Raw genomic sequence first — 16405 nt, forward strand, 5'->3', positions numbered from 1 at the left:
AAGGGTGGGGGCGACTGTTGTGTGGCGACCGACGCGTCGTCGTGGCTTGTCGCGCCCACGCGGCGGAGCCGCACGTGTAACGGCCCCGCACCCCTTCAGGTCGGCTCAGTGGAGCAATGTCGCAGGGGTGCCCCCGTTCGCCTCGTACCCTGCCACCGCCAACGCTCGGTATATCGCGTAGTCGGACGCCGGGTCCTTGGCCAGGGTCCAGGGGAGGGCTCCGACGTGGCCGTCGATGTGGACGAGTTGGTGCATGGCCTCGGACCAGCGTTCGGCCTGGACCAGGAAGTAGAGCAGCAGATGGCGGACGTGGGCCGACATGGGGTCGTCGGGGCGGGCCTCGTGGACCGCGAAGAGGGCGCCGTGCATCGCCTTGGTGACCACCTCGCTCTGGTAGAAGCTCTGCACCAGGTCCACCTCGGGCAGGTGCTCGAACACCGCGAAGAGGGGCATGGCCGCGAGGAGCGACTCCTGCGGGGCCCGGGCCGCGGCGGACTCGGCGAAGGAGTACGCCAGCTCGCGCGAGCCGTGCCACTTCTCGCACCAGTAGTGCAGCGCCGCCAGATGCGCGCCCATGTGGGTCGGGGCGCGGTCGAGGACCTTCAGCCAGAGCTGCTCGAACTCCTCACGGGAGTAGGCGAGTCCACGCGCGACGGACAGCTCGATGATGTACGGGACGGGGTCACCGGGGGCCAGCAGCGCCGCGTCGCCGCACGCCGACCGGGCCTCCTCCATGATGATCCGGAACTCGTCCGTGCCCGGCGTGGACGTCCGCCAGGCCTGCTGCACCAGGAACTCCGCGTGCACCTGGGCGCCGCCCGCGTCCTTGGGCGCCTCGGCCCGCCACACCCGCAGCCACTGCCCACCCGGCGACTCGCTCACCCCACCGGGCTTCTGCGCCAGCTCCAGCGAGGCCGCCCCCGCGAAGGCCTGCACCCGCTGCCACCGGACCTCACCCTCCGCCTCGGTCCCGGCCAGCAACTGCTTCGCCGCGCGATAGTCCTGCGTCCGCTGAACGACGTCCAGCACATCCAGCAGATCCTGGTCCGGCCCCGGCATCCGCACATCCAGCAGCTCCTCCCGCACGAACCCGTAGTCCGCCGGATCAGCCGCATCCGGATGCCCCGCGTGCACCCGCTGAACCCCGGCCCGCCGCCGAGCCACGATCGGCCACACCACGAACATGATCATGAGTGCGGCCATCAGCCCCCAGAGAATCTCCATGAGCCCAGGGTTCCAGACCCCACTGACAATTGGCGAACGAGGGGATGGGGGCCGCGTTGTGGGAAAGCCGGGGCGCAGCCCCAGGCTTTAAGGGGCGCGGGACTGTGACATGTGCGGCTCCGCCGCGTGGGCGCGACCAGCCACGACGCAGCCGCAGCCGCCACACTGCCCGAGCCCCCCCACCCCATGAGGCGTCCCACCACCCCCGGACCGCCTACCCTCGGTGCATGAGCGAAAGCAACCCGCACTTCGAGACCAGAGCGATCCACGCCGGCAACACGGCGGACCCCCTCACCGGCGCGGTCGTCCCGCCGATCTACCAGGTCTCGACCTACAAGCAGGACGGCGTAGGAGGCCTGCGCGGCGGCTACGAGTACAGCCGGAGCGCCAACCCCACCCGCACGGCGCTGGAGGAGAACCTCGCCGCGCTGGAGGGCGGCCGTCGCGGCCTCGCGTTCGCCTCCGGACTGGCCGCCGAGGACTGCCTGCTGCGTACGCTCCTCAGCCCCGGCGACCACGTGGTCATCCCCAACGACGCGTACGGCGGCACGTTCCGCCTCTTCGCGAAGGTCGTCTCCCGCTGGGGCGTGGACTGGTCGGTGGCGGACACCGGCGACCCCGCCGCCGTACGGGCCGCGATCACCCCCAAGACCAAGGTCATCTGGGTGGAGACCCCGTCCAACCCGCTGCTCGGCATCACCGACATCCCGGCGGTCGCCCAGGTCGCCCGCGAGGCCGGCGCCAAGCTGGTCGTCGACAACACCTTCGCGACGCCCTACCTCCAGCAGCCGCTGGCGCTCGGCGCGGACGCGGTCGTGCACTCGCTCACCAAGTACATGGGCGGCCACTCCGACGTCGTCGGCGGCGCCCTGATCGTCGACGACCAGGAGCTGGGCGAGGAACTGGCGTACCACCAGAACGCGATGGGCGCCGTCGCCGGTCCCTTCGACTCCTGGCTGGTGCTGCGCGGCACGAAGACGCTCGCCGTCCGCATGGACCGCCACAGCGAGAACGCCACCAAGGTCGCCGACATGCTCACCCGGCACGCGCGCGTGACGCGCGTTCTCTACCCTGGCCTGCCCGAGCACCCCGGCCACGAGGTCGCCGCCAAGCAGATGCGGGCGTTCGGCGGCATGGTGTCGTTCCAGGTCGAGGGCGGCGAGGCGGCGGCGGTCGAGGTCTGTGACCGCGCCAAGGTGTTCACCCTGGGCGAGTCCCTGGGCGGCGTCGAGTCCCTGATCGAGCACCCCGGCCGGATGACCCACGCCTCCGCCGCCGGTTCCGCCCTGGAGGTCCCCGCCGACCTCGTACGCCTCTCCGTGGGCATCGAGAACGTCGACGACCTCCTGGAGGACCTCCAGCAGGCACTCGGTTAAGCGCTCTCCCAAGAGGCCTCGTTCGGGGCTCGGCGAAGGACGCTCTCCCCGAAGGGGACGCTCACCAGTCCGTCAGCGGTGGGGTCGTCGTGGACGGCGGCTCCACCCAGGGGCGCGTCATCGACGCCCAGACGACGAACGCCACCACGGCGGCCAGCAGCACCATCCACATCAGCTGCCGGGCCGCCGTCCGCCGCCGCAGCATGCGGCCACCGCGCCGCATCGCCTCCGCGCACACCTCGGGCGGCACCGACGGCGGCCGGCGGTCCAGGATCTGCCGTACGGCCGCCTCGCGATCCCTCAGACTCATGACGGTGCCACCTTCACCACCTTGGGGACGGCCTTGCGCGGCGGATGCAGCACCGTCGCCATGGCCCGCAGACAGATCGCCCGTACGCGTTCGGCGGGCAGCCCGAGCAGTGCCGCCGTCTGCTCCTCGGCGACACCCTCGTAGAGCCTCAGGACGAGGATCAGCCGCTCCTGGGGGGCCAGCACTCCCAGGACACCGTCCGGAGCGGGGCGGAACAGCGCATGCCGGTGCCAGGCCCCTCGGGCGAAACGGACGGCCAGATGCTGTCGGGCCCGGTCATAGGGGTCCTCGCCGCGCAGCCGGTCCCAGTCGGCGTAGGTGTGCGCGAGGGCGTGGGTGAGCAGCCGTCGCGCGCGCGGGTTGTCGTCCGGCGGCTCCGCCGTGAGCAGGGTGGCCGTCTGCAGCAGCCGCCCCGCCGCGCCCGCGACGAACGCCTCGAACTCCCGTGCCCGGCGGGCCTCCTGGGCCACACGCCGTTCTCGCACCGCGCCTCCCGCCTGAGGCCGACCCTGAGAAGAACGGGACCCCGGCCGCGCACGACGAAGGGCCCGGTCTCATATCAGGCCAGGAGCGGGCGCCCGGTCAAGAGCCGCGCGGCACACAGGTGCGCGACGGGTCGGGCGCGGGCGGCACGCACGTACGCGCGCACACGCGTGCCGTACGGTCGCGGCCCCGACGCGGGTCTCAGGACGGCGACGGGGCCTCGGGGGCGGCCATACGGGTCGACAGGGCGACGTTGAAGCGCGTCAGGAGGGAGCAGAACGCCTCGCGCTCCTCGGGCTGCCAGTCCTGGGTCAGCTCGGCCATCAACTGACGCCTGGAGGAACGTACCTCCTCCAGCCGGGAGTGCCCGCGCGGAGAGAGCTGGAGCACCACCGCACGACCGTCCTCCGGGTGCGAGGTGCGCTTGACGAGACCGGTGTCCACGAGCGGGGCCACCTGCCGGGTGACCGTCGACGAGTCGATCCCCATGCTCGCCGCGAGCGCCTTGACGCCCATCGGGCCTTCCTTGTCGAGGCGGTTGAGCAGCAGATACGCGGCGCGGTCCATGGAGTTGCGCACCTGCCCGACACCGCCGAGCCGGGTCTGTTCGGCACGGCGTGCGAACAACGCGACCTCGTGCTGCAGCGTGTCGAGAAGACCGGTGTCACCGACGGTCGGCAGGTCCATCGACATTTCAGGTGTTGTGGGCATGGCCAAAGGCTCAATTCATGCGTGAGGCGCTGGGTTGGGGGACAGATTACGCGGACCACGCCCACCCCGTACCAACGCCGCCGAAACCCGTCCCGGCCCTTGATCACACCCGTGTTCCCCCGCTGTGAACTGGGAGACTGGTGTCATGAGCCACAGCACGACTGACTCCTTGCGGCGGGTCACGCTCGACGACGTCCGGGGCGCCCAGAAGATGCTCACGGGGGTTTCTCGTGTCACCGCGATGGAGGGCAGCAGGCATCTGTCGCAGCTCGTCGGCGCCCCGGTGCACTTCAAGTGCGAGAACCTCCAGCGCACGGGTTCGTTCAAACTGCGCGGCGCGTACGTCCGGATCGCGGGCCTGCTGCCGGAGGAGCGCGCGGCCGGGGTCGTCGCGGCGAGCGCAGGCAACCACGCCCAGGGCGTCGCCCTCGCCTCCTCCCTGCTGGGCGTGCGCTCCACGGTCTTCATGCCGAAGGGCGCCCCCCTGCCGAAGATCAGCGCGACCGAGGAGTACGGCGCCGAGGTGCGCCTGCACGGAACGGTGGTCGACGAGACGCTGGCCGCCGCCCAGGAGTACGCGGCGGACACGGGCGCGGTGTTCATCCACCCCTTCGACCACCCCGACATCATCGCGGGCCAGGGCACGGTGGGGCTGGAGATCCTGGAGCAGTGCCCGGAGGTGCGCACGATCGTCGTCGGCATCGGCGGCGGAGGGCTCGCCGCCGGGATCGCGGTCGCCGTGAAGTCGCTGCGGCCGGACGTACGGATCGTCGGCGTCCAGGCGGAGGGCGCGGCCGCGTACCCGCCCTCGCTCGCGGCCGGGACGCCGGTGGCCGTGGCCAACCCGGCGACGATGGCCGACGGCATCAGGGTCGGCCGCCCCGGCGACGTACCCTTCGAGATCGTCGCCGAGCTGGTGGACGAGGTCCGCACGGTCTCCGAGTACAACCTCTCCAGCGCCCTGCTGCTCTGTCTGGAGCGGGCCAAGCTGGTCGTGGAACCGGCCGGCGCCAGCCCCGTCGCCGCCCTGCTGAGGGCGCCGGACTCCTTCGAGGGCCCGGTCGTCGCCGTGCTCTCCGGTGGCAACGTCGACCCGCTGCTGATGCAGCGCGTCCTCCGCCACGGCATGGCCGCCGGTGGCCGCTACCTGCAGGTCCGCCTCCGTCTCACCGACCGACCGGGCGCCCTCGCGACGCTTCTCGGGGTGTTGTCAGTGGCCGACGCCAATGTCCTCGACGTGAGCCATGTCCGGACCGATCCCCGGCTCGGGCTCACGGAGGTGGAGGTCGAGCTGCACCTGGAGACGAGGGGGCCGACGCACTGCGTCGAGGTCGGCCACGCCCTGCGCGAGGCGGGTTACACCGTCATCGACTGAGCGCCGCACAGCCGTCGATCGGCTGGCGTCCGACCCCATCACGCCAGGTCAGAGCCGCATGATCACCCGATCGTGGGGTGCTCGGCGAATTCCGTTGAGAGACGCGATACATCGCGTTATGGTGTGTCTCGTGTCCGCTCGGCGGCGTGGTTTGCGTCACGCATCGGGCGGAGCAAAAGGTACAAATTTAGGCTTTGCGAAGGAACCCCAACGACGTGGAGAAATCACATGCCAGGCGCCATCTACGCCGAAGGTCTGGTGAAGACCTTCGGTGACGTAAGGGCCCTGGACGGAGTGGACCTCGATGTCCCCGAGGGCACCGTCCTGGGTCTGCTCGGGCCGAACGGCGCGGGCAAGACGACCACCGTCCGCTGTCTGACCACCCTGCTCCGGCCCGACAGCGGCAAGGCCGTCGTCGCGGGCATAGACGTCCTCAGACACCCCGACGCCGTACGCCGGTCCGTCGGCCTCTCCGGTCAGTTCGCCGCGGTGGACGAATATCTGACGGGCCGGGAGAACCTGCAGATGGTCGGCCGGCTCTACCAGATGAGGGCCAAGGACGCGAAGGTCCGCGCGGGCGAGCTGCTGGAGCAGTTCCACCTCACCGACGCCGCCGACCGGCCAGCGAAGACCTACTCCGGCGGTATGCGCCGCCGACTCGACCTCGCGGCGGCCCTGGTGGTCTCCCCGCCGGTGATGTTCATGGACGAGCCGACCACCGGCCTCGACCCGCGCAACCGGCAGCAACTGTGGGAGGTCATCAAGCAGTTGGTCTCCGGCGGTACGACCCTGCTGCTCACCACCCAGTACCTCGAAGAGGCCGACCATCTCGCGCACGACATCGCCGTGGTCGACCACGGCCGGGTCATCGCCCGCGGCACCTCCGACCAGCTCAAGGCCCGCACCGGCGGCGAGCGCGTCGAGGTCGTCGTGCACGAGCGGGAGCACATCACGACCGCGGTGGAGGTGCTGAACGGCTTCGGCAAGGGCGAGACCGCCGTCGAGGAGCACACCCGCAAGCTCACCGTGCCCGTCACCGGCGGCGCCAAGCTCCTCGCCGAGGTCATCCGCGAACTGGACACCAGAGGCATCGAGATCGACGACATCGGCCTGCGCCGCCCCACCCTGGACGATGTGTTCCTCTCCCTGACGGGCCATGTCGCCGAGGTCAAGGACGAGACCGAGAGAAACGGCGACATGGCCGACGCCAAGGCATCCAAGGCCGCCAAGGGGCGCGGACACGGGAAGGAGAGCGCCAGGTGAGCATCGTCACCGAGACCGCGAGGGTCGCACCGCCCGGCAATCCGATCACGCAGTCCATCCGGGACTCGCTGGTCGTGGCCCAGCGGAATTTGATCCGCATGTCCAGAATTCCCGAAATGGTGATCTTCGGGCTGATCCAGCCCATCATGTTCGTGGTGCTGTTCACCTATGTGTTCGGCGGCTCCATGAACATCGGCGGCACCACCGACCCGGATGTCTACGCCGAGTTCCTGATGGCCGGCATCTTCGCCCAGACCGTCACCTTCGCCACCGCGGGCGCCGGCGCGGGCATCGCCGACGACATGCACAAGGGGCTCATCGACCGCTTCCGCTCCCTGCCCATGGCACGCGGGGCCGTCCTGACCGGGCGCACCCTCGCCGACCTGGTCCAGACGGCGCTCACCCTCGCCGTGCTGGCCGTGGTCGCCCTGCTGGTCGGCTGGCGCACCCACACCAACGTCGGCGAAGTGCTCGGCGCCTTCGGCCTGCTGCTTCTGCTCGGGTACGCGTTCACCTGGGTCGGCGCACTCATCGGGCTCTCCGTGCGCACCCCCGAGGCGGCCACCTCCGGCGGGCTGATCTGGCTCTTCCCGGTCACGTTCATCTCGAACGCGTTCGTGGACTCCAGCCGGATGACGCCCTGGCTGCAGCATGTCGCCGACTGGAACCCGTTCAGCGCCACCGTCCAGGCCTGCCGGGTGCTGTTCGGCAACCCCGGGGTGTCGGACTCGGGCGCCTGGCCCATGGAGCACCCGGTGTGGGCCTCCTTGATCTACTCGGTCCTCATCATCGTCATATTCCGGACCCTGGCGGTACGGAAGTACCGCTCGGCCACGGCGTGAGCGACGGCCTTCGGTACCCCGCGCTCGACATGACGAAGCCCCCGGTGCCGAGGGGGCGCCGGGGGCTCGTGGGCGAGTCGTGGAGGCGGCGGCGCGGGAGCGCGGCGGCTCCGGGGCCGCTCAGGCCTGGTAGGGCTCGGCCTTGAGAATCCGCACCGAAGCGAACTTGCCGTTCGGCAGCTCGTACTGGGCGTCCTCGCCGACCTTCTTGCCGATCACGCCCGTGCCGAGCGGGGACTGCGGCGAATAGGTCTCGATGTCCGAGCTGGCGTACTCGCGGGAGGCGAGCAGGAAGGTCAGGGTGTCGTCCTCGTCGCCGTCGAAGGCGATCGTCACGACCATGCCGGGCGCCACCGCGCCGTCCGCCGACACCGGAGCCTCGCCGACCTTGGCGTTCTCCAGAAGTTGGGTCAGCTGGCGCACACGGAGCTCCTGCTTGCCCTGCTCCTCCTTGGCCGCGTGGTACCCGCCGTTCTCCCGCAGGTCGCCCTCCTCGCGCGCGGCCGCGATCTTGGCGGCGATCTCCGTGCGCGCAGGACCAGACAGGTACTCCAGCTCGGCCCTGAGCTGGTTGTACGCCTCCTGGGTCAGCCAGGTGACGTTCTCGCTGGTCTGGGTCACAGGTGCTCCTCGTAGGTACTGGGAATACAAAGCATCGCCCTACCCAGAAGATTTGGTCCTTCACGAGTGGGCGAAACCACGAGCCTAACAATTCAGTGGCAGAAGGGGGAGGACATAAACCACAAGTATTTCGTCAACGCAGGTCAGCGTCGTACGTCGGCGAGTGACATGCGTCAAGCCGGTGGTCATGGGCGGTATCGGGGTCAGTCGGTGTGGCAGCCGAGGAGTTCGGCGGTGGTGCCCCGGGACGTCGTACGGAGGGTGACGACCTCGTCGATGTCGGTGGTGTCGGCGTCGAAGCGGAAGTCGGCGCGGCCGACCTCGGAGCCGTCCTCGGCCTGGGAGCGCACGGTGCAGTACCCCTCGACCCCGGCGTCCTTGTCCCCCCTGAGGTGCACCTTCACGGACGAGGCCGAGGTCTCGAAGGTGTACACCTCGACGCTGATCCTGTTGCCGGCGACATAGTGGTAGGCGAACCAGCCGATGAGGACGAGGAGGGCCGCGCCCAGGGCGGCGCCGATGACCTTGAGCCTGCGATCGGCGCGCTCGTCCACGGAGCGGCCGTAGCGCCCCTCGGGGAGCCGGGTGCTCGCCGTACTCATGATCGTCCTCTCGGGCAGGGGAACAGGACCGCGAGGTCCCGTGGGGGAGGGAGTCCAGGGTCCGGACCGGGAATTTTCCGCCCCCCGATTCGGTCACTATAGAAGCCTCCCGCCCAGCATCCGACGGCCGCCCCTGAGGGGTGTCCGTGCGGGACGGCAGTATTGACTCACCGGGATCGCGCCCGGGCTGGGTCATCGAAGCAACCGCATTACCAGGCCGGGCGCCGACTTACGAGGGAATGAGTCTTGACTGACCAGCTGCGACTGATGGCCGTGCACGCACACCCCGACGACGAGTCGAGCAAGGGTGCGGCCACCATGGCGAAGTATGTGTCCGAGGGGGTGGACGTGCTGGTCGTGACCTGCACGGGCGGAGAGCGCGGCTCCATCCTCAATCCGAAGCTTCAGGGCGACAAGTACATCGAGGAGCACATTCACGAGGTACGCAAGAAGGAGATGGACGAGGCCCGCGAGATCCTCGGCGTCAAGCAGGAATGGCTCGGCTTCGTCGACTCCGGCCTCCCCGAGGGCGACCCGCTGCCGCCGCTGCCCGACGGCTGCTTCGCCCTGGAGGACGTCGACAAGGCGGCCGGTGAGCTGGTCCGCAAGATCCGCTCCTTCCGCCCCCAGGCGATCACCACCTACGACGAGAACGGCGGCTACCCGCACCCCGACCACATCATGACCCACAAGATCTCGATGGTGGCGTTCGAGGGCGCGGCGGACACCGAGAAGTACCCGGAGGCGGAGTACGGCCCGGCCTACCAGCCGCAGAAGCTGTACTACAACCAGGGCTTCAACCGTGCCCGCACCGAGGCGCTGCACCACGCGATGATCGAGCGGGGCCTGGAGTCGCCGTACGGGGAGTGGCTCAAGCGGTGGGACGATTCGGCGATGCCGGAGCGCACGCTGACCACGCACATCCCGTGCGCCGACTTCTATGAGATCCGCGACAAGGCGCTGATCGCGCACGCGACGCAGATCGACCCCGACGGCGGCTGGTTCCGGGTGCCGATGGAGTTGCAGAAGGAGGTCTGGCCGACGGAGGAGTACGAGCTGGCGAAGTCCCTCGTGGACACCTCGCTCCCGGAGGACGACCTCTTTGCGGGCATCCGTTAGCGCTGGGGGACAATGCCAGGCATGAGCGTAAGCCTGGCAGTCACACACCTCGTCCCCCTCGCCAAGGAGCTGGACAAGGACAAGGTCACCCCCGGTGTCCTCGGCTTCATCGTCTTCGCGGTGATGGCCCTGGCCGTGTGGGGCCTCATGAAGTCCATGAACAAGCACATGGGCAAGGTCGACTTCGAGGAGACGCCGGACACCTCCGGTGAGGGGACCGAGAAGCCCTCGGTCTCCGGCAAGGCCTCGCCCGCGAAGGGCTGAGGCCCACGGCCGTGATCCGACGGCCGCCCGATTCCCGTGACGCCCCGCCCGGCATCACGGGAGCCGGGCGTGCCGTACCGCCACACGGTGCGGTACCCGCCACACGGTGCCGTCCCGCCCTCGCACGGCCGTCCCGCACCGGCGCGTCCACTCCTCACCCCTGCTGCGGCTGAGGCGACACCGGTACCCCCATCACCTCCCGGGCGTGCCGGTTGGGGACCATGCCGAGGGTCCAGCCCCGCCAGCCGCCGTCCAGATTGACGCCGCGTTCCAGCACCAGCTGGTACGCCTCGATGTACTCGTCGAGTTTCTCGTCACGTAGAGGGTGGGTGTTGTAGCCGAGCTGGGCCAGTTCCTCCTGGGCCACGGCGGTGCCTATCTCCACGCCGCCGGGGGCCGCGTAGGGGAGCATCGTGCAGCGCAGGAAGCGGGCCCAGTCCTCGCCCCGGCGGTCGCCGTAGGAGGCGAAGAGATGGGCCGCCTCGTCGCAGAGGGAGAGGGCCTGGGGGGTGCGGTTGTTGCCCGCGTCCACGACGGCCAGCTCCAGACAGGTCCAGGCCTCGCCGTGGGCGACGCCGATGCGCTGGAAGTCGGCGCGGGCGTCGACGAGGAGCTGCCGGGCGAAGCCGGAGTTGCGCAACGAGCCCGTCTGCACGGCCCGTTGGTCGCGGGTGACACGGGCCGAGTGGTGGCGGGCGCAGGCCAGGCCGTAGACGTCCCGCATCCGGGAGAACATCGTCCGTGAGCGCTCCAGCTCCCGTACCGCCTGGTCCAGATTGCCCGTCTCCTCCAGGGCCTGGCCCAGGTAGTAGCCGGTCCAGGCCTCGCCCCGGGCGTCCTCGTTGTCGCGGTGGTGGGCGAGGGCCTGGCGGAGGCCGTCGATGGCGGTGGACGGGTCACCGGCGACGATCCGGGCGCGGGCGAGCTGGGTCATGGCCCAGGCCTGGCCACGCGGGTCGCGGGTGCGGCCGAACAGATCGGACGCGGTGTGCAGTTCGGTCTGCGCGCCCGGCACATCGCCCAGGCGCAGCATCAGCTGACCCAGCTGGAAGTGGGCCCAGGCCTCACCGTGCAGGGAGTCCTGTTGGCGGTGCAGGACCAGGGCGCGGTTCAGCAGATCGAGGGCGTCGGCGAGGTGGGAGCGGTCGCGTTCCACCGCCGCCAGCGCGTGCATCGTCCAGGCGCGGTCGGCGGCCAGCTGCGGCACCGACTGCATGGTCAGCGCCTCCATCAGCTTCGACGCCGCCTCGGTCAGATTGCCCTGGTGGTGCAGGGTGATGCCGAGGGAGCACATGGCCCGGGCGGCGCCCGCGTCATGGTTGGACTCCATGTACAGGTTGACCACCGACGCCAGCGTCGTACGCGACTTGTCCAGCTCGCCCAGCTGACGGGCCGCGATACCCGTACGCCACTGGACCGACCGGGTCAGCAGTCCCTGGTCCACCGACTGGGCCAGCTCGTTCAGCTCACCGAGGCGGTAGAGGTCGCCGCGCAGCAGGCAGTAGTCGCACAGGGCGCCAAGGAGGCTCAGGACCGCCGCCTGGTCCACGCCCTCCGCGTGCCGGAGCGTGGAGGTGATGAAGCTCGTCTCGTCGTCCAGCCAGCGCAGCGCCTCGTCCAGCGAGACGAAGCCGTGCGAGCCGAAGCGGTCCGAGCGGGTCGACATATTGCCGTCGACCAGCCGCAGGACGGAGTCGGCGAGGTCCGCGTACGTCACGATCAGCCGCTCCTGCGCCGCCGTACGCTCGCTCGGCTCCTCCTCGTCGAGGAGGCGGGCCTGGGCGAAGACGTGGACCAGGTCGTGCAGACGGTAACGGTTGCCGTGGACATGGTCGATCAGACCGGCGCGGGAGAGCGCGGTGAGATGCCGGGTCGCCTCGGTCTCGTCGGTGGCGAGGAGGGAGGCCGCCGCGGCCGCGCCGAGCGACGCCCGCCCGGCAAGGGCCAGCCGCCGCAGCAGCTTGCGCGACGGCTCCGACTGGTCGGTGTACCGCAGCCACAGCGCCCGCTCGATCGGCTCCACCGGGCCGTAGGCGCCCAGATCGGTGGCGAGCCGATCCGGCGTACGCGGGCCGAGCGACGAACCGGCCACCCGCAGCGCGAGCGGCAGACCCCCGCACAACTGCCGGATGCGGTCGACGGCTTCGGAGTCGTACTCGGAGTCGTACGAGGCGGAGGGCGGCCCCGAGCGGGCCCCCGAGTGCGTTGCCCGGGACGCTTCCGGACGGGTCACGGGGGAGGCCCCCGGGTGAGTCGCGGGGGAAGCCCCCGCCGACAGTACCGACGCGTCCTGGGCCGCCGTGCTCAGCAGTTCCCGCGTTCCCTCGCCGTCGAGGGGCTCGACCGGGAGGTGGTGGACCCAGGCGGGGAGGTCCGCGGGGAGGGCCAGCGGCTCGCGGCTGGTGACCAGGACGAGGCTGTCGGAGCGTTCGGGGACGAGGGTGCGGACCTGTTCGGGATCGGAGGCGTCGTCCAGGACGATCGTGACCGGCAGTGCCGTCAGCTGCTGGTGATACAGCTCGCTCAACCGTTTGACCTGCTGGTCCTGCGAGGTGCGCTCACGGAACAGGAGCTGGTCGCGGGGGGCACCGAGACGGTTCAGCAGGTGCATCAGCGCGTCGCGGGTGGACAGCGGGGGCTCCTGCGGGCTGTCGGCACGCAGATCGACCAGGCACGCGCCCCGGAAGTAGTCCCGTAGATCGTGGGTGGCGCGTACGGCGAGGGCGGTGCGGCCGGAGCCGGGGGCGCCGTGCAGGACGACCACCGTCGGCCGGGTCTCCGTCTCGGCGCGGGCCGCCTGCACCCACTGCCGGATCTTCCCCATCTCCGACCGCCGGTCCGCGAACTTGTCGTCCCGCTCCGGGAGTTGGGCGAACGACTGCTCCAGTACGTTGCGCCTGCGGGCCGCCGCGCTCTTGTCGGCGCCGCGCAGCCGGGGCGCCTTCTGCTTCGGCGTGGAGGAGGCGAGGACGCGCTGCTGGTCCAGGAACGGGCGGATACCGCGTACCTCCAGCGCCGTCAGCCACTGCAGCCGCAGCTGCTCCGGGCCGCCCGGCTGGCCGAGGGCGCCGGCGCGGTGGTGGGCCGCCGGGAGGTGTGAGGCGGTGACCTTCAGAACCGTCGCCACCGCGCCGGCCACGCCGACGATCACGCCGGTGACCACCGATGTGCCCGGGTCGACGCCGAACGACAGGTCCGCGACCATCGCCGTGCCGGCCGCGACCCCCGCGACCAGCAGCGGAGCGCCGGAACCCTCCTTCGCGTAGCGCTGTGCGAAGGTCTGGCGGCCTGCCTCCGATTCGTCAAGTGCGCGTATGTACGCCTCGTACTCCTCCGCCGCGTTCTGGGCCATCGTGTCCAGGGCCACCCTTGCCCTGCCGAGGAGGACGATGCCGTCGGTACGGCCGCCCGACCTGCGGACCTCCTCCTCGACCGCGCCGATCAACAGCCGCTCGGCGTCTCCCCGGTGGATGTCCCGCATCACGCTCCCCCTTCGCGGTAACGGCTTTCCCCAGGCCAGTGTGGAGCGGATGGGGCGCACTGGCGAGAGGGCGTGCCCCTTGCCGGGGGGCCGACACGGGATTCTCACGATCGGCTGGCCGCGGGTGGCTATTCGCCGTGGGGCGCGATGTGGTTGGCCGGCTGCGGCGCCGTCGTGGCTGGTCGCGCAGTTCCCCGCGCCCCTTTGGGCCTGCGGCCCATTCGGGGCGCGGCCCTCCGACAGGACCAGCCCTCCGACAGGACCAGCCCTCCGACAGGACCAGCCCTCCGACAGGACCAGCCCTCCGACAGGACCAGCCCTCCGACAGGCACCAGCCCCCCGACAGGACCAGCCCCCGGACAGGCACCAGCCCCCCGACAGGACCAGCCCCCGGACAGGCACCAGCCCCCCGACGAGCCCCCAACCCGTGATGGCCGGTGACTTCCGGGTAGTCGGGAATGATGGTTCCCATGTCGAATCGACTCGTTCGCGAGACCTCCCCGTATCTGCTCCAGCACGCCGAGAATCCCGTCGACTGGTGGCCCTGGTCCGGTGAGGCGTTCGAGGAGGCGCGTGAGCGGAATCTGCCTGTGCTGCTGAGCGTCGGCTACAGCTCGTGTCACTGGTGTCACGTCATGGCGCACGAGTCGTTCGAGGACCAGGAGACGGCCGACTACCTCAACGCCCACTTCGTCAGCGTCAAGGTCGACAGGGAAGAGCGGCCGGACGTCGACGCCGTGTACATGGAGGCCGTGCAGGCGGCCACCGGGCAGGGCGGCTGGCCCATGACGGTGTTCCTCACCCCCGACGCCGAGCCCTTCTACTTCGGCACCTACTTCCCGCCGGCCCCCCGCCACGGCATGCCCTCCTTCCGGCAGGTGCTGGAGGGCGTACGGGCCGCCTGGGCCGATCGGCGGGACGAGGTCACCGAGGTCGCCGGGAAGATCGTCCGCGATCTCGCCGGGCGGGAGTTGAAGTTCGCCGCCGTCGACGTGCCGGGCGAGGAGGACCTCGCCGCGGCACTGCTCGGGCTCACCCGGGACTACGACGCCTCGCGCGGCGGGTTCGGCGGGGCGCCCAAGTTTCCGCCGTCCATGGTCATCGAGTTCCTGCTCAGGCATCACGCCCGCACCGGCTCCGAGGGCGCCCTCCAGATGGCCCAGGACACCTGCGAGCGCATGGCCCGCGGCGGTATCTACGACCAGCTCGGCGGCGGCTTCGCCCGCTACTCCGTCGACCGCGACTGGGTCGTGCCCCACTTCGAGAAGATGCTGTACGACAACGCCCTGCTCTGCCGCGTCTACGCCCACCTCTGGCGCGGCACCGGCTCCGAACTCGCCCGCCGCGTCGCCCTCGAAACCGCCGACTTCATGGTGCGTGAGCTGCGGACCACCGAGGGCGGGTTCGCTTCCGCCCTTGACGCCGACAGCGAGGACGGGAGCGGCCGGCATGTCGAGGGCGCCTATTACGTGTGGACGCCCGAGCAGATGGCCGACGTGCTCGGGGAGGAGGACGCCGGGCTCGCCGCGCACTACTTCGGCGTCACGGACGAGGGCACCTTCGAGCACGGCGCCTCGGTCCTCCAACTTCCCCAGCACGAGGGTGTGTTCGACGCCGAAAAGATCGCGTCGATCAAGGATCGGCTGAATCGGGCCCGTTCGCGGCGTCCCGCCCCGGGACGGGACGACAAGGTCGTCGCCGCCTGGAACGGCCTCGCCGTCGCCGCACTCGCCGAGACCGGCGCCTACTTCGACCGGCCCGACCTCGTGGACGCCGCCATCACCGCCGCCGACCTCCTCGTACGGCTGCACATGGATGACAGGGCCCAGCTCGCGAGGACCAGCAAGGACGGGCAGGCCGGGGGCAACAGCGGGGTGTTGGAGGACTATGCCGATGTCGCCGAGGGGTTCCTCGCGCTCGCCTCCGTCACGGGGGAAGGGGTGTGGCTGGAGTTCGCCGGGTTCCTGCTCGATCATGTGCTCGCGCGGTTCGTGGACCCGGGGAGCGGGGCGCTGTACGACACCGCCGTCGATGCCGAGCAGCTCATCCGGCGGCCCCAGGACCCGACCGACAACGCCGTGCCCTCCGGGTGGAGCGCGGCGGCCGGGGCGCTGCTCGGCTATGCCGCGCACACCGGGTCCGAGGCCCATCGGAGCGCCGCCGAGCGGGCGTTGGGGGTCGTGAAGGCGCTAGGGCCGCGGGCGCCGAGGTTCATCGGGTGGGGGCTGGCCACCGCCGAGGCGTTGCTGGACGGGCCTCGGGAGATCGCGGTCGTGGGGCCGGAGGGGCATCCGGGCACCAAGGCGCTGCATCGGGCGGCGTTGCTGGGGACCGCTCCGGGGGCCGTGGTCGCCGTAGGAGCTGCGGAGAGTGATGAACTGCCGTTGCTGGCGGGGCGTCCGCTCGTCGGAGGTGAACCGTCCGCGTATGTCTGCCGTAACTTCACATGTGACGCTCCCACGACAGATGTCGAACGGCTGAAGGCGGCGCTGGAACGGCACTAAACCGCCCTGAACGGCGCAAACTCGCCCTGCCCACGCCGGGGCGAGATCGAACAACTGGCTTGATTTAGGTGCGTGTTCGGACACATCCGCTTACACGTGCCCTCGATCGGAAACACTCTATTTATCGGAAGAGGGCGCGGAATTCACAGTTTCCCCTTAGCCTCTCCACTGTGTAGCGACAGGAGTGACACACCGTCAGCGGTGTGTCGCGTTTGTCATGGGGTGACGCC

The 16405-nt window shown here is 70.5% G+C and carries 14 protein-coding genes; 7 read left to right on the plus strand and 7 right to left on the minus strand.

From position 1 onward, the window contains the following. Nucleotides 1–105: 105 nt before the first annotated feature. Complete coding sequence (locus ACWD4G_RS33235; RefSeq protein WP_451300073.1) at nt 106–1224, minus strand: hypothetical protein; 1119 nt, start codon at nt 1222–1224, stop codon at nt 106–108. A gap of 227 nt (nt 1225–1451) precedes the next feature. Here ACWD4G_RS33235 and ACWD4G_RS33240 point away from each other — a divergent pair, with 227 nt between their 5' ends. Beyond that, on the plus strand, nt 1452–2600 hold the full coding sequence (locus ACWD4G_RS33240; RefSeq protein ID WP_451300075.1) for a cystathionine gamma-synthase: 1149 nt from the start codon (nt 1452–1454) through the stop codon (nt 2598–2600). Nucleotides 2601–2661: 61 nt separating this feature from the next. Here ACWD4G_RS33240 and ACWD4G_RS33245 read toward each other — a convergent pair whose 3' ends face one another. The 3 genes from ACWD4G_RS33245 to ACWD4G_RS33255 form a co-directional block, all read right to left on the minus strand. Then, complete coding sequence (locus tag ACWD4G_RS33245) at nt 2662–2910, minus strand: hypothetical protein (RefSeq protein WP_451300077.1); 249 nt, start codon at nt 2908–2910, stop codon at nt 2662–2664. Continuing rightward, nucleotides 2907–3395, minus strand: a complete 489-nt coding sequence (locus ACWD4G_RS33250) for a sigma factor-like helix-turn-helix DNA-binding protein (RefSeq protein ID WP_451300079.1) — start codon at nt 3393–3395, stop codon at nt 2907–2909. The genes ACWD4G_RS33245 and ACWD4G_RS33250 overlap by 4 nt, the downstream gene beginning before the upstream one ends. A 199-nt stretch (nt 3396–3594) precedes the next feature. After that, nucleotides 3595–4086 (minus strand): MarR family winged helix-turn-helix transcriptional regulator, encoded by a 492-nt coding sequence (locus ACWD4G_RS33255; protein WP_451300226.1) that lies wholly within the window; start codon nt 4084–4086, stop codon nt 3595–3597. Nucleotides 4087–4249: 163 nt separating this feature from the next. Here ACWD4G_RS33255 and ilvA point away from each other — a divergent pair, with 163 nt between their 5' ends. From ilvA to ACWD4G_RS33270, 3 genes are all read left to right on the plus strand, one after another. After that, a complete protein-coding gene (gene ilvA, locus ACWD4G_RS33260; RefSeq protein WP_451300081.1) occupies nt 4250–5479 on the plus strand; it encodes a threonine ammonia-lyase in 1230 nt (409 codons plus the stop codon). 228 nt (nt 5480–5707) lie between these two features. Beyond that, nucleotides 5708–6742, plus strand: a complete 1035-nt coding sequence (locus tag ACWD4G_RS33265; protein WP_451300083.1) for an ATP-binding cassette domain-containing protein — start codon at nt 5708–5710, stop codon at nt 6740–6742. Next, nucleotides 6739–7584, plus strand: coding sequence for an ABC transporter permease (locus ACWD4G_RS33270; RefSeq protein ID WP_451300085.1), 846 nt, complete (start codon nt 6739–6741; stop codon nt 7582–7584). The genes ACWD4G_RS33265 and ACWD4G_RS33270 overlap by 4 nt, the downstream gene beginning before the upstream one ends. Before the next feature lie 120 nt (nt 7585–7704). Here the strand turns inward: ACWD4G_RS33270 and greA are convergent, their stop codons facing one another. Together greA and ACWD4G_RS33280 are read right to left on the minus strand one after the other, a co-directional pair. Further along, the gene (gene greA, locus ACWD4G_RS33275; protein ID WP_451300087.1) at nt 7705–8205 is read right to left on the minus strand and encodes a transcription elongation factor GreA; all 501 of its coding nucleotides are present in this window, start codon (nt 8203–8205) and stop codon (nt 7705–7707) included. 203 nt (nt 8206–8408) lie between these two features. Then, complete coding sequence (locus tag ACWD4G_RS33280) at nt 8409–8807, minus strand: DUF4307 domain-containing protein (protein WP_451300089.1); 399 nt, start codon at nt 8805–8807, stop codon at nt 8409–8411. A gap of 267 nt (nt 8808–9074) precedes the next feature. Between ACWD4G_RS33280 and mca the strand changes: the two genes are divergently transcribed. Both mca and ACWD4G_RS33290 read left to right on the plus strand, forming a co-directional pair. Continuing rightward, a complete protein-coding gene (mca, locus tag ACWD4G_RS33285; protein ID WP_451300228.1) occupies nt 9075–9926 on the plus strand; it encodes a mycothiol conjugate amidase Mca in 852 nt (283 codons plus the stop codon). Nucleotides 9927–9947: 21 nt separating this feature from the next. Then, complete coding sequence (locus tag ACWD4G_RS33290) at nt 9948–10190, plus strand: hypothetical protein (RefSeq protein WP_451300091.1); 243 nt, start codon at nt 9948–9950, stop codon at nt 10188–10190. Nucleotides 10191–10344: 154 nt separating this feature from the next. Here the strand turns inward: ACWD4G_RS33290 and ACWD4G_RS33295 are convergent, their stop codons facing one another. Continuing rightward, nucleotides 10345–13671 (minus strand): hypothetical protein, encoded by a 3327-nt coding sequence (locus tag ACWD4G_RS33295; protein WP_451300093.1) that lies wholly within the window; start codon nt 13669–13671, stop codon nt 10345–10347. Between the two features lie 470 nt (nt 13672–14141). On the opposite strand from ACWD4G_RS33295, the gene ACWD4G_RS33300 reads away from it, so the two are divergent. Beyond that, nucleotides 14142–16175 carry a thioredoxin domain-containing protein gene (locus ACWD4G_RS33300; protein ID WP_451300095.1) on the plus strand — a complete coding sequence of 678 codons (2034 nt, stop codon included), beginning with the start codon at nt 14142–14144 and terminating at the stop codon, nt 16173–16175. Nucleotides 16176–16405 lie beyond the last annotated feature (230 nt).

The organism is Streptomyces sp. NPDC002643, from assembly GCF_053592555.1.